Below are 11,807 nucleotides of genomic sequence, written 5' to 3'. Positions count from 1 at the left end.
CGTAGCGTCGCTCCTCTTTCTGCATCGTCAGCGGTTATGGGTTCCGGGTTCCGCTGCGCGGCCCCGGAATGACAGGGAGGTTTTTAAAACAACCCCTCGCCCTGCAGGAACGGGTTGGTCTGCCGCTCCTGGCCGATGGTGCTCATGGGGCCGTGGCCGCAAATGAAGGCGATGTCGTCGCCGAGCGGCAGGAGCTTGTCCTTGATCGAGGCGATCAGCGCCTTGCCGTCGCCGCCGGGAAGGTCCACGCGGCCGACGGAGCCCTGGAACAGCACGTCGCCCACGAGCGCGAAGCGCTGCGACGGCGACACGAGGACGACGCTGCCCGGCGAGTGGCCGGGGCAGTGCAGCACGTCGAGGGTAAGGTCCCCGACCGTGACCGTATCGCCTTCGTTCAGCCAGCGATCCGGCGTGACGGCGCGGGCGGGAAAGCCATAAGCCTGCCCCTGCTCGGCCAGCCGCTCGAGCAGGAACCGGTCCGCCTCGTGCGGCCCTTCGACCGGAACGCCCAGGCTCTCGCGCAGCTCGGCCGCGCCGCCGGCATGATCGATATGGCCGTGGGTGAGAATGATCTTCTCCACGGTGACGCCGGCCTGAGCGATGGCCTCGCGGATCCGGTCGAGATCGCCGCCGGGATCGACCACGGCCGCTTTCTTCGTCTTCTCGCACCACAGCAAGGTGCAGTTCTGCTCGAAGGGCGTCACGGGAATGATGGTGGCGCTGACGTCTGGCACAGGCGATTCCTTACATCGTGTCGCCTCCACACATAGGGGCTGCGGAGGCCGCTGGAAAGGCTCGCGTCTATTGACCTGACGGAGCCCGGCTTCACATAGTCCCCGCATCGAATCACCAGGTAAGGACACGAGCATGGAAACCAGGGCCGCCGTGGCGTGGGAGGCTGGCAAGCCGCTCACCATCGAGACCATCCGCATCGAAGGCCCCAAGGCCGGCGAAGTGCTCGTGGAAGTGATGGCGACGGGCGTGTGCCACACCGACGCCTATACGCTGTCCGGCCTCGATTCCGAGGGCAAGTTCCCGGCGATCCTGGGCCACGAGGGCGCGGGCATCGTGCGCGAGGTTGGGCCCGGGGTCACGACGCTGAAAGTCGGCGATCACGTGATCCCGCTCTACACGCCCGAGTGCCGCAACTGCAAATCCTGCCTGTCGCGCCGCACCAACCTCTGCACCGCGATCCGGTCCACGCAGGGCCAGGGCGTCATGCCCGACGGAACCTCCCGCTTCCGCTGCGACGGCGAGACCGTGTTCCACTACATGGGCTGCTCGACCTTCGCGAATTTCACCGTCCTGCCGGAGATCGCGCTCGCCAAGGTGCGCGAGGACGCGCCCTTCGACAAGATCTGCTACATCGGCTGCGGCGTCACCACGGGCATCGGCGCGGTGATCTACACGGCGAAGGTGTGGCCGGGCGCGAACGTGGTGGTGTTCGGCCTCGGCGGCATCGGCCTCAATGTGATCCAGGGTGCGCGCATGGTGGGCGCCGACAAGATCATCGGCGTCGACATCAACCCGGCCAAGGTCGAGATGGCCCGGAAGTTCGGCATGACCGACTTCATCAACCCGAAGGAGATCGGCAACGACAAGGTCGTGCAGGCCATCGTCGACCTCACGGGCGGCGGCGCGGATTTCTCCTTCGACGCCACCGGCAACACGGATGTGATGCGCCAGGCGCTCGAATGCTGCCACCGCGGCTGGGGCGAGAGCATCATCATCGGCGTGGCGGAGGCCGGCAAGGAAATCTCGACGCGTCCGTTCCAGCTCGTCACCGGCCGCGTCTGGAAGGGCACGGCCTTCGGCGGCGCGCGCGGCCGCACGGACGTGCCGAAGATCGTCGACTGGTACATGGAGGGCAAGATCAACATCGACGATCTGATCACCCACAAGATGCCCCTCGACGAGATCAACACCGCCTTCGACCTCATGCACGAGGGCAAGTCGATCCGCTCCGTGATCGTGTACTGATCAGGAGCGATGGGTTGAGTTTCGAGACTGTCTCGCAAGCGCGCTGCTTTGACGGTGCGCAATTCGTCTACCGGCACCTCTCGCAGGAAACCGGCACGCCCATGCGCGTGGCGGTCTTCGTTCCGCCGCAGGCCGCCGACGCCCCGGTGCCGGTGGTGTGGTTCCTCTCCGGGCTCACCTGCACGGAGGAGAACTTCACCGTGAAGGCGGGCGCGCAGCGCGTGGCCTCGGAGCTCGGCCTGATCCTGATCGCGCCCGACACCAGCCCCCGCGGCGAGGCCGTGCCGGACGATCCCGAAGGCGCCTACGATTTCGGCCTCGGCGCCGGCTTCTACGTGGATGCCACGCAGGAGCCCTGGGCACGCAACTACCGCATGCGATCCTATCTGGAGCGCGAGCTGCCGGCGCTCGTGGCCGACAGCCTTCCCGCCGACATGAGCCGGCAGGGCATCATGGGCCATTCGATGGGCGGCCACGGCGCGCTCACCATCGCGCTTCGCGACCCTCAGCGCTTCAAGGCCGTCTCGGCCTTCGCGCCCATCGTGTCGCCCATGAACTGCCCCTGGGGCGAGAAGGCGCTCTCGGGCTATATCGGGCCCGACCGCGCGGCCTGGCGCGACTACGACGCCTGCGCGCTGATCGAAGACGGCGCGCGGCTCCCCGATCTCCTGGTCGACCAGGGCAAGGCCGACAGCTTCCTGGACAGCCAGCTGAAACCCCAGCTCCTGGAAGCCGCCTGCGCCGAGGCGGGACAGCCTCTCACGCTGCGTCGCCAAGAGGGCTACGACCACTCCTATTTCTTCATCGCGACCTTCATCGAGGACCACCTGCGCTGGCATGCCGAGCGGCTCGGCGCGAGCTGAGAGGCTCATAGTCGAGCGTCTCATCCTCACGTCATCACCGGCCTTGTGCCGGTGATCTCGATCCATTGAAACGACGCGCTTTTCAGCATCGGGATGGCCGGGACTGATCCCCGGATCAAGTCCGGGGACGGCCATGACGTGGAGTGTGTGATCCCGGCCAGCGTCTGAGCAGCCGGATCGTGTAGAAGCAGCTTCAATCCTTCCCGAACAGCTCCGGGTGCCGGAGCTGCAGGGCCTGGATCAGGACCAGGGTCTTCATGTCCGCGATGGCGCCCTCGTTCATCATCCGCGCCAGCACGTCGAGACCGATTTCCAGCACCTCGATGTCCTCGTGCTCTTCCGCCAGCCCACCGCCCTCGCCTACCCGGTCGGCGGACGCATAGGGGGCGAGGAACAGGTATAGGCGCTCCGTCGTCATGCCGGGCGCCGACCAGGCCTTGGCCACGGGCTCCAGTCTGCCGATGCGAAGGCCGGCCTCCTCCATGGCCTCGCGCCGGGCGCAGGCCTCGGGCTCATCGTCATCGAGCAGACCCGCCACGGCCTCGAGAAGATCCGGGTGGCCCTCCACATGCATGACGGGCGCCCGGAACTGTCGGATCAGGATCGCCGTGCGCCTCTCGGGATCGTAAGGCAGCACGACCGCCGCACCGGCGCTGTTCAGCACCTCCCTGGTCATGGTCCGGCCGTCGGGTATCCGAACCGTGAGCTTGAGAAGCCTGCTCCAGCCGTCATGGAGGGTTTCGACCTGTTCGATGCGATAGCCTGACACGTTCCGTTTTCTCCTGTTCGATGCCGCAAAGCCTGAAGACAACACGCGACGCGCTCAAGTTATCCCTCAAGCCCAGCTGAAGCAGAGTGCCGCGCTCGCGCGTTAAGGGCAGGCGCCGGTTCTGGCGCTCGTGATGGAGAGTTGCGTGCTTGATGATCTGGTTGCCGCGATCCGGAAGCGGCAGGCTATCCTGTTCGCCGGGGCCGGGGTTTCCATGACGGTCGGGCTCCCCTCCTGGAACACCCTGATCGAACACATCGCCGACGAGCTGAAGATCGACCTGTCGGAGTTCCGGGGTGCCGAGCTCAACCACCTGACGCTGGCGGAATATTACCGCCTCAAGCAGGGCAGCATCGGCCCGCTCCGCAGCTGGATGGACCGGAACTGGAGCATTCCGGAGGAGGTCCTGAAATCCTCGCGCGTTCATGAACTCATCTGCGAACTTGATTTCCCGATCGTCTATACGACGAATTTCGACCGGAACCTCGAGACCTCCTTCGAGCTGCACGGCAAGGAATACGTCAAGATCGTCAACGCCAAGGACATCGCGCGCATCCAGGCCGGCGTGCCGCAGATCGTGAAGTATCACGGCGATTTCGACGACGACGGGTCCATCGTGATCGCCGAGACCGATTATCTCGATCGCCTGTCCTTCGAGTCGCCGATCGACATCAAGTTCCGCTCGGACGCTCTCGGCAAGACCATCCTGTTCATCGGCTACAGCATGAGAGATCTGAACATCCGCTTCCTGCTGCACCGGCTCTGGAAGACCTGGGTGGATTCCGGCTACGAGCGGGACAGGCCGCAATCCTATATCTTCATGCTGCGGTCCAATCCGGTCGAGCAGGCGGTCCTGGAGCAATGGGGCCTGCAGGTCCTGACCGAGAAGGATTGCCCCTCCGAGCAGGCGCTCGAGATCTTCCTCACCAAGCTGAGCAGGGCCGTGGAGGAATCACGTCAGGGAGGAGACCGGGCGTGATCATGCATGTGTGATGACGCCACATCTCGACCCGTCAAGCTTTTGTGCTAGAACTCATCCATTCAAAGAAGATTCGCGGGGTCTCTGCACAGGTGCGTTTGCTCCTGGGCAACCCCTTTGCCTTGTTGGCGTTTGCATCAGGGACAAGTTCAAGAGTGGGTCGATGAAGGTCTTGGGACGGAACACGACAATCGATTTCTGGCGCGGGCTTGTCCTCGTGATCATTTTCGTCAATCACATTCCCGGCAACCTGATCGAGCATATCACGCCGCGCAATTTCGGTTTCTCCGATTCGACCGAGGCGTTCATCTTCATTTCCGGCCTGTCGGTCGCGCTCGTCTATTATCCGAAAATCCCCCAGGGAGACATCGTCGGCGTCGTCAAGCGCTGCCTGAGGCGGGCGTTCGAGCTCTACCGGATGCATCTTCTCCTCACCGCCGGCGCCATCGCGCTCTTTTCCATCGGCTACGAGCTGAGCGAGGAGATCGGCCTCATCGAAGAGCATGGCCGCAGCATGGTCTTCGGCGACACGGCGAAGGGCGTGACCGGGATCCTCCTGCTCGGCCACCAGCTCGGCTATTTCAACATCCTGCCGCTCTACATCATGCTCATGCTGTGGGCTCCGGTGGCGCTGGTCCTGGCGCGAACCCATCTGGGGCTCACCCTCGCAGTGTCCGCTGGCCTCTACGGCCTCGCCCGCATGGAGATCCTCACCCTGCGGAGTTGGCCCGAGCCGGGAACCTGGTTCTTCAACCCTTTCGCCTGGCAGATCCTGTTCACCATGGGGATCGTAACGGGCATTCTCATGCTCAGGCAGCAGAACTTCTACAGCCGCCCCCTGATGCTCGCGTCCCTCTTCGTCGTGGTCTTGTCGCTTGTCTTCACGACGGCGGGGTTCGGAGTCTTCCCGCACCTTCCCGACGCGGCCCATGCGCTCTTCGACCTGACCAAGCATGACCTGGGGCTCGGCCGAATCGTGCACTTCCTCGCCCTCGCCTACGTCCTGACCCAGTTCCCCGTGGGCGAGGTCCTCAAGCGCACCTTCGTCGGCCCCGACCTGAAGCGCCTTGGCCGCAACGCGCTTATGATCTTCTCGGCCGGATCGCTCCTGAGCGCCCTGGGGCAGGTCACCATGACGCTGGCCGCCGTCAAATCCTCCGCTAGTCCGCAAATGATCGGGATGGTATTCACTGTCCTCGGTATCATTGGTCTTCTTGCGCTGGCGCGATATCTCGAATGGAACAAGCTCAACGTGGCCACCCCACCGAAGGGGATGGCAAAGGATCTCGGATTGTCCGCCTCGCAGGGGCGGTTCTCTTAAGTCTTGCGTTTCTGGGGGCGGGGGCTTCGGCACGGGCCGATAATACTCCCGCGTGTTCCAACGCCTCCGCCCGCCTGAAGGGGCAGAGCGCCATTCCGGCCCTGGCCGGCAAGCTGTCCCGGCACCAGCCCATCCGCATTCTCGCCATCGGCTCCTCCTCGACCGAGGGCATCGGCGCGTCCTCGCCTGACCATACCTATCCGGCCCAGCTCGAGGACGATCTGGCTGCGCTCTGGAAGGAGCAGGTCGCGGTAGTGAATGCCGGCAAGGGTGGAGAGACCGTCGTCCAGACCATCGAGCGCCTGGAGGCCGCCCTGAAGGCCGACAGATACGACCTCGTGATCTGGCAGGTCGGCACGAACGATGCCATCAACGGTGTCGACGAAAGCGCATTCAGGGCCCTGCTGGACCGGGGTATTTCCGCCGTCAGGCAGGCCGGGACCGAAATGGTCCTCCTGGACCAGCAGTACTTTCCTTCGATCAAGGACCTAGCCCGCTACGAGCGGTTCGTGAACGCCGTCAGCGTGACTGGCCTTGATCGCAAAATCGGCGTGTTCTCGCGCTATGCTCTCATGAAGGAGTGGAACAGCCGCTCCCCCGAGGAGCTGCGCTCCATGCTCTCCGCCGACGGCTTCCACATGGGCGACAAGGGCTACGATCACCTTGCCGATTGCATGGCCGATGCTCTTCAGGCCATGGTGGAGCATTCCGTGGCCGAAGCCAGGCCGACCGTCACGGCCGTCGCGTCCGTGAGGGATCGTTAACGCCTCTGCGGGACGATAGCGGAAGCACCGCATGTCCGCCGATACCGGCCGGGCCTGCGGCAACCATGTTCGGGGGTTCCCATCGCCGTCTCAGCCAAACGCCGTCTGTCCCTGCGTGACGTCCTGACCGACGGGCGCGTCGCGCTCATGCTGCCCCTCGGCTTCTCCTCGGGGCTGCCCTTCCTGCTCGTCTTCAGCACATTGTCGGCTTGGCTCAGGGAGGCGGGGATCTCCCGCACCGAGATCGGCATGCTGAGCTGGGTGGCCTTGGCCTATTCGTTCAAGTTCCTGTGGGCTCCCATCGTCGACCGCTATGACGTGCCGGGTCTCGCGGGGCTACTCGGGCGGCGGCGCGGCTGGATGATGTTCGCGCAGATCGCGACGGCCCTCGGCCTCGTCGGCATCGCTCTCAGCGATCCGCAGACGCGCCTTTCCCTCACCATCGCGTCGGCGCTGCTCGTGGCCTTCGCGTCCGCCACGCAGGACGTCGTGGTCGATGGGTGGCGCATCGACGTGGCCGCGACGGAGCGCCAGGGCATGATGGCGGCCTCCTACCAGCTCGGCTACCGGCTGGCTCTCATCTGCGCGGGGGCAGGCGCGCTCTACATTGCCGAGTTCGTGAACTGGCGCAGCGCCTATATGGCCATGGCCGCTCTCATGATTGTCGGCCTCGTCGGCACCCTCCTCGCGCCGCGCGGCAACGAGAGCGCCATGCGCGAGCGCCTTCCGTTCACGGCGGCGATCATCGAGCCGCTGGCCGATCTCTTCCGGCGCAAGGGGCTGATCCTCATTCCCATCCTGGCGTTGATCGCCTGCTTCCGCCTGCCGGACTTCGTCGCCGGCGTCATGGCGAATCCGCTCTATATCGACCTCGGCTTCTCCAAGACGGATATCGCCAACGTGTCCAAGCTCTACGGGGTCTGGATCGGAATCATCGGCGCCTTTGCGGGCGGCTTGGCGCTGACGCGGCTCGGCCTCTGGTGGACCCTGCTCGTCGGTGCCGTCATCGCGGCCTCCTCGAACCTGATGTTCGCGTGGCTCGCCTCGGAGGGAGCGCGGTTGGATCTGCTCACTCTGACGATCAGCTTCGACAATTTCGCCGCAGGCTTCGCGGGCTCGGCCCTCATCGCCTACATGTCGGGCCTCACCTCGCCGGGTTTCGCCGCCACGCAATATGCTCTCCTGAGCTCGCTCTATGCCCTACCCGGCAAGCTCATCGGCGGCGCCTCGGGCGCGGTGGTGGACGCCTACGGCTATCCCCTGCTCTTCACCGGCACCGCCGCCATCGGCATCCCGCTGGTCTTCCTCTGCTTCATCATCCGTCGGGATACAATGAAGACCGTCGAGGAGAAAAAGGAACAGAACGTTCTACCCGGTTCGGTTCCGGCTGCATCTCGATGAGGGTCCTAGCCTGGCGATTGCTTCGCCGTTCCAAATATGCAACTTGATAACACCAATCGCCAAGCTGCATGAAAGGCTATGCCGTGTTTAAGGCTGTCCGTCCCATCATCTTCTTATCTCTGCTGGCCCTGCCATTACCGGCGACCGCTCAATCGGTCGACGAAAAAATCAGGTACATCCTTGAGATCAGCGATACAGAGCGGGTCATGGATGTTGCTTTTGAAGGCTTCCGTCCCACGATGATCGATCAGCTCAAGCGGATATCCAATAAGATCACCCCTGAGATTGCCGATCACCTTGTCAACGTCGCAGCCGAAGAGATGAAGCAGATTAAGCCCGAATTTCTCGCTTTCGCTGCCGACCTCTATAAGAAGGAATGGAGCGAGGAGGAAATCGGAGCCTTGTACGATTTCTATAAGTCGCCAGTCGGTGCGCGGGTCGGCAGGAAAATGGCGACGTTTACCGAGGTTATGCTGCCTCAGGTCCAGTCCTTTATGGCAGCACGCTATGTCCCGAGAGTTCAGTCACGCATCGGCCAGGATGAGCGACTGCGCAAAGCTCTCTCTCCGTGATGTCCATCACAGGTATCGCCATTCATCTCATGATCAGAACGGCGACACCTGGACGGAATTCTAGACCCAGCCGCCGTCCACAAGATAGGTCTGCGCGGACATGGCGCTGGAATCGTCCGCGCCGAGGAACAGGGCGAAGTTCGCGATGTCCTGCGGTACGAGCTTGCGCTTCACGCATTGGCGCTTGAGCAGTTCCTTCTCGCCCTCCGGCGTGAGCCACAGGTCGATCTGGCGCTGGGTCATGATCCAGCCGGGCACGAGGCAGTTGACGCGGATGTTCTTCGGGCCGAGCTCACGCGCCAGGGCGCGGGTGAGGCCGATTGCGGCGGATTTCGCCGTCTTGTAGGCGGCGAAGGAATCATCACTCACCATGTAGCTCGTCGAGCCCATGTTGATGATCGAACCGCCGCCGGCCTTCTCCATGTCGGGCAGCACGGCTTGCGCTGCGAAGAACTGGTGGTCGAGATTGGTGGCGAAGCGCTCGCGCCAATATTCCGGTGTCACCTGGTCGATGGTGTGACGGTCGTCGCGGGCGGCGTTGTTGACGAGAATCGTGATCGGGCCGAGCGCCTCGCTCGCGCGGCGGATCGCCGCCTGGAAGGCCGGGATGTCGCGCACGTCGCTGTGCTCGAAATGCACGCGCTCGCCAAGCTCCTTCGCCAGGGCCTGCCCGGCCTCGGCATTGTAGTCGAGAATGGCGACCTTGCTGCCCTGCGCATGAAACGAACGCGCGATGCTCTCGCCGATGCCACTGGCGCCGCCGGTGATGAGAACGGTCTTGCCCTTCAGCGAGCCGTAAGTCGTCTGGGTCATGGTTTCTCACTTGATTGAAATGGAGTTCCGTCATCCCGGAGCTGCGCCGCAGAATCCGGGATGACGGAACAGAATCGGGTCTTATTCTGCAACCGATCCCGGATCTTCGCTACGCTTCGTCCGGGATGACGTCGAAGGATCAGCTCGCGCCCGGTCCGGGCGTCGCGCCGGGCGGGCATTTGCCCAGGATGATCATGCCGAGGACCTCATCCTGCGTGACGTCCTGGACGTCGGCCGATCCCACGAGCTTGCCGTTCTTCATCACGCTCACCCGGTCGGCGAGGCCGAACACGTCGTGGATGTCATGGCTGATGAGGAAGATGACGATGCCTTCCTTCTTCAGCTGCAGCACGAGATCGGCCACCTGCTGCGTCTCGGCGGGGCCGAGCGCGGCCGTCGGCTCGTCCATGATCAGCACCCGCGCATTGAAGTAGATCGCGCGCGCGATCGCCACGGATTGGCGCTGGCCGCCGGACAGCGCCTTCACGGGCTCCTTGAAGCGGCGGAAATGCGGGTTGAGGCGCGCCATGACCTTGCGGGTCTCGGCCTCCATCGTCGCGTCATCCAGGGTGCCGTAGGGCGTCAGCACCTCTCTTCCTAAGAAGATGTTGCCCGCCGCGTCGATGTTGTCGGCGAGCGCGAGCGTCTGGTAGATCGTCTCGATGCCGTAGCGCTTGGCGTCGCGGGGCGTCGCGATGTCGGCGTGTTCGCCGTTGACGTAGATCTCGCCCGAATCCGGCCGATAGGCGCCGGACAGGATCTTGATCAGCGTCGACTTGCCTGCGCCGTTGTGGCCGAGCAGGCCCACCACCTCGCCGGGGCGAAGGTCGACGGACACGCCGTCCACGGCCTTGATGCCGCCGAACGCGATGGAGATGTTGCGCATCTCGACGAGAGGCGTCGTTCCATTGGTGTGCATGATGCGCCTCCTTACTTGATGCGACGGCGATAGAGGCTGTCGACCCAGACCGCCAGCACGAGCACCGCGCCGACGACGATGTTCTGCAGCGGCGTGTCGACGCCGAGCAGCACCATGCCCGATTGCAGCGACTGCATGACGAGGGCGCCGAGCATGGCGCCCGCGATCGTCCCGATGCCGCCGGCGAGCGACGTGCCGCCGATCACCGCGGATGCGATGACGTACAGCTCGTCGAGCGTCCCAGCCGCGTTCGTGGCCGCATTCAGGCGCGCGGTCGAGATGCAGGCGGAGATGCCGCACAGGAGGCCCATGAGGCCGAAGACCTTCATGAGCGTCCAGCGGGTGTTGATGCCCGACAGCTCGGCCGCCTCCGGATTGCCTCCGATGGCGAAGACGTAGCGGCCGAAGCGCCGCCGCGTGGCGATGAAGGTCATCACCAGTCCGACCAGGACGGCGATCAGCACCGGAAGGGCGACGCCTTGCGAGATGAACAGGCCGCCTTCGGGCCAGGCGATGCCGCGGGCTTCGGCCCAGGTCCGGGCCGATCCCATCGGCATGGGATAGGCGTTGAAGACCGCAGCCGTGGCGAGAACGGCCCCGCAGGCCACGACGGCGATCACCGCGTCGGCCCAGCCGGGACGGACCGGAAAGCCGAAGCGCAGGCGGCGGCGGCGCGTCAGGCCCAGGCCCACGATGATGAGTCCGCAGGCGATCGCCGCGATGATCCAGGTGGTGGTGGCGCCGAGCGCGCCTTCCACGCCGCCGCCGAAGGCCTTGAAGCGCGAATCCATCGGCGCGACGGTCTGGCCCGTGGTGACCCACCAGGCCGCGCCGCGCCACACGAGCAGGCCGCCCAGTGTGACGATGAAGGAGGGAATGCCGAGATAGGCGATGAGCCAGCCCTGGAACAGTCCGATGAGCCCGCCGGCCACGAGCGCGATCAGCACGGCGAGCGGCGCGGTCAGCCAATGCTCGAGGCCGAGATAGGCCGGCAGCCACTGCACCTGCGCGACGCCGATGATCATGCCGACGACGCCGAGGATCGCCCCGACCGACAGGTCGATGTTGCGCGTGACGATGACGAGCACCATGCCGGTCGCCATGACGGCCACGGAGGCCGTCTGGACCGACAGGTTCCAGAGGTTGCGGGGCGTCAGGAACACGCCGCCGGAGAGAATGTCGAACCCGATCCAGATCACGGCGAGCGCCGCCAGCATGCCGAGCATGCGAACGTCGATTTCGAGTTTCGAGAGGAGCGAGCCGGACGCGGTGCTCGGTGGCGGCGGGGCAGTCGTGGCAATGGGTGCGGTCATGACGTCACGCTGAAAGACGAATGAAAAGTCTCATGAAAAATGTCATCCCCGGCCGGAGCGTCAGCGGAGGGGAAGGGGATCCATTCGCACGCTTTGCGCTATGGATCCCCTTC

Annotated in this window: 12 protein-coding genes; 7 read left to right on the top strand and 5 right to left on the bottom strand. The window is 64.5% G+C overall.

What is annotated here, in order from left to right; all coding sequences use genetic code 11:
- Positions 1-83: 83 nt before the first annotated feature.
- A complete protein-coding gene (locus tag OC446_RS17915) occupies positions 84-734 on the bottom strand; it encodes an MBL fold metallo-hydrolase (protein WP_262030386.1) in 651 nt (216 codons plus the stop codon).
- Between the two features lie 133 nt (positions 735-867).
- Here OC446_RS17915 and OC446_RS17910 point away from each other — a divergent pair, with 133 nt between their 5' ends.
- The gene (locus OC446_RS17910; protein WP_262030385.1) at positions 868-1,980 is read left to right on the top strand and encodes an S-(hydroxymethyl)glutathione dehydrogenase/class III alcohol dehydrogenase; all 1,113 of its coding nucleotides are present in this window, start codon (positions 868-870) and stop codon (positions 1,978-1,980) included.
- Between the two features lie 14 nt (positions 1,981-1,994).
- A complete protein-coding gene (gene fghA, locus OC446_RS17905; RefSeq protein ID WP_262030384.1) occupies positions 1,995-2,843 on the top strand; it encodes an S-formylglutathione hydrolase in 849 nt (282 codons plus the stop codon).
- A gap of 193 nt (positions 2,844-3,036) precedes the next feature.
- On the opposite strand, the gene OC446_RS17900 is transcribed toward fghA, so the two are convergent.
- Positions 3,037-3,612, bottom strand: a complete 576-nt coding sequence (locus OC446_RS17900) for an NUDIX domain-containing protein (RefSeq protein WP_262030383.1) — start codon at positions 3,610-3,612, stop codon at positions 3,037-3,039.
- 145 nt (positions 3,613-3,757) lie between these two features.
- On the opposite strand from OC446_RS17900, the gene OC446_RS17895 reads away from it, so the two are divergent.
- From OC446_RS17895 to OC446_RS17875, 5 genes are all read left to right on the top strand, one after another.
- Positions 3,758-4,591, top strand: a complete 834-nt coding sequence (locus OC446_RS17895; protein ID WP_262030382.1) for an SIR2 family NAD-dependent protein deacylase — start codon at positions 3,758-3,760, stop codon at positions 4,589-4,591.
- Between the two features lie 163 nt (positions 4,592-4,754).
- Positions 4,755-5,912, top strand: coding sequence for an OpgC family protein (locus tag OC446_RS17890; protein WP_262030381.1), 1,158 nt, complete (start codon positions 4,755-4,757; stop codon positions 5,910-5,912).
- Entirely contained in the window at positions 5,828-6,676 is an 849-nt protein-coding gene (locus OC446_RS17885; protein WP_262030380.1) for an SGNH/GDSL hydrolase family protein, read from the top strand. The genes OC446_RS17890 and OC446_RS17885 overlap by 85 nt, the downstream gene beginning before the upstream one ends.
- Before the next feature lie 54 nt (positions 6,677-6,730).
- Entirely contained in the window at positions 6,731-8,077 is a 1,347-nt protein-coding gene (locus OC446_RS17880; protein ID WP_410055092.1) for an AmpG family muropeptide MFS transporter, read from the top strand.
- 68 nt (positions 8,078-8,145) lie between these two features.
- A complete protein-coding gene (locus tag OC446_RS17875) occupies positions 8,146-8,649 on the top strand; it encodes a DUF2059 domain-containing protein (protein WP_262030378.1) in 504 nt (167 codons plus the stop codon).
- A gap of 60 nt (positions 8,650-8,709) precedes the next feature.
- Here the strand turns inward: OC446_RS17875 and OC446_RS17870 are convergent, their stop codons facing one another.
- From OC446_RS17870 to OC446_RS17860, 3 genes are all read right to left on the bottom strand, one after another.
- Positions 8,710-9,462 (bottom strand): SDR family NAD(P)-dependent oxidoreductase, encoded by a 753-nt coding sequence (locus tag OC446_RS17870; protein ID WP_262030377.1) that lies wholly within the window; start codon positions 9,460-9,462, stop codon positions 8,710-8,712.
- Positions 9,463-9,601: 139 nt separating this feature from the next.
- Positions 9,602-10,381, bottom strand: coding sequence for an ATP-binding cassette domain-containing protein (locus tag OC446_RS17865; RefSeq protein ID WP_262030376.1), 780 nt, complete (start codon positions 10,379-10,381; stop codon positions 9,602-9,604).
- A gap of 11 nt (positions 10,382-10,392) precedes the next feature.
- The gene (locus tag OC446_RS17860) at positions 10,393-11,694 is read right to left on the bottom strand and encodes a sugar ABC transporter permease (protein ID WP_262030375.1); all 1,302 of its coding nucleotides are present in this window, start codon (positions 11,692-11,694) and stop codon (positions 10,393-10,395) included.
- Between the last annotated feature and the right edge of the window lie 113 nt (positions 11,695-11,807).

The organism is Microvirga sp. Mcv34 (assembly GCF_024519725.1).
Taxonomy (GTDB): domain Bacteria; phylum Pseudomonadota; class Alphaproteobacteria; order Rhizobiales; family Beijerinckiaceae; genus Microvirga.
This window is presented reverse-complemented; position numbering and strand designations above follow the sequence as displayed.

Coding starts and splice junctions, on each gene's coding strand:
- OC446_RS17865 (WP_262030376.1), bottom strand. CDS start 10,381: ATGCACACCAATGGAACGACGCCTCTCGTCGAGATGCGCAACATCTCC.
- OC446_RS17870 (WP_262030377.1), bottom strand. CDS start 9,462: ATGACCCAGACGACTTACGGCTCGCTGAAGGGCAAGACCGTTCTCATC.
- OC446_RS17890 (WP_262030381.1), top strand. CDS start 4,755: ATGAAGGTCTTGGGACGGAACACGACAATCGATTTCTGGCGCGGGCTT.
- OC446_RS17860 (WP_262030375.1), bottom strand. CDS start 11,694: ATGACCGCACCCATTGCCACGACTGCCCCGCCGCCACCGAGCACCGCG.
- OC446_RS17885 (WP_262030380.1), top strand. CDS start 5,828: ATGGAACAAGCTCAACGTGGCCACCCCACCGAAGGGGATGGCAAAGGA.
- OC446_RS17910 (WP_262030385.1), top strand. CDS start 868: ATGGAAACCAGGGCCGCCGTGGCGTGGGAGGCTGGCAAGCCGCTCACC.
- OC446_RS17875 (WP_262030378.1), top strand. CDS start 8,146: ATGAAAGGCTATGCCGTGTTTAAGGCTGTCCGTCCCATCATCTTCTTA.